General features: G+C 57.9%; 1 protein-coding gene. It reads right to left on the bottom strand.

All coding sequences use genetic code 11. The features are described 5' to 3' along the window. A partial coding sequence (locus tag JZX87_RS31065) for an IS6 family transposase (protein ID WP_210349156.1) occupies positions 1-675 on the bottom strand: 675 nt, incomplete at both ends.

The following is a 675-nucleotide window of genomic DNA, read 5'->3' as shown; positions in this document are numbered from 1 at the left end:
TGGTGATATCTCGCCATGCCGCGATAGCGTGAGAGCGAAGCTTTCGATGATCTGCTGCGGTCAGATGTTTGCGGTGAAGAAGAAAGAGGTTGGCGATCTGGCCATGGGTGGAAATGAAACGCTGGCATTGCCGTGCCGACTTGAAGCGCATCATGCGCCGTTCGCGTCGTCGCAAAGGCAGGTGTGAATTCTCGGCTCGGTTGTTGAGACCCTTGTGTGAGCGATGCTCGATGCCAGGCATCAGCTCCGCCTTCGCGGCAGAGTAGGACCGCAATCTGTCCGTGACCATCACCCGCGGGGTGGCGCCCTGGCCTTTGAGCAGCTTTCGCATCAGCCGTACCGCTGCGCGCTTGTTCCTTCGGCTTTGCAGTAGCGCATCGAGGACATAGCCGTTGGCATCGACGGCGCGCCACAGCCAATATTTCATTCTCTTGATCGTCACCAACATCTCATCAAGCTGCCACTTATCGGCAAAATGGCCTCGCGAGCGCCGGCGAAGTTGGTTGGCGAATTTGAGACCGAACTTCGCAGCCCATTCCGACACGGTCTGGAACGAGACGTCAATGCCGCGCTCGGCAAGCAGATCTTCGACGTCACGAAAGCTGAGCGGAAACCGGTAATAGAGCCAGACCGCATGGGCAATGATCTCGGCGGGGAAACGGTGGCGTCTAAAGT

Origin of the sequence: Agrobacterium sp. Ap1 (assembly GCF_017313375.1) — a bacterium.
In the GTDB taxonomy this organism is placed as follows: domain Bacteria; phylum Pseudomonadota; class Alphaproteobacteria; order Rhizobiales; family Rhizobiaceae; genus Neorhizobium; species Neorhizobium cellulosilyticum.
Note: the sequence above shows the minus strand (reverse complement) of the source record. Positions and strands in the feature narration are given on the sequence as shown.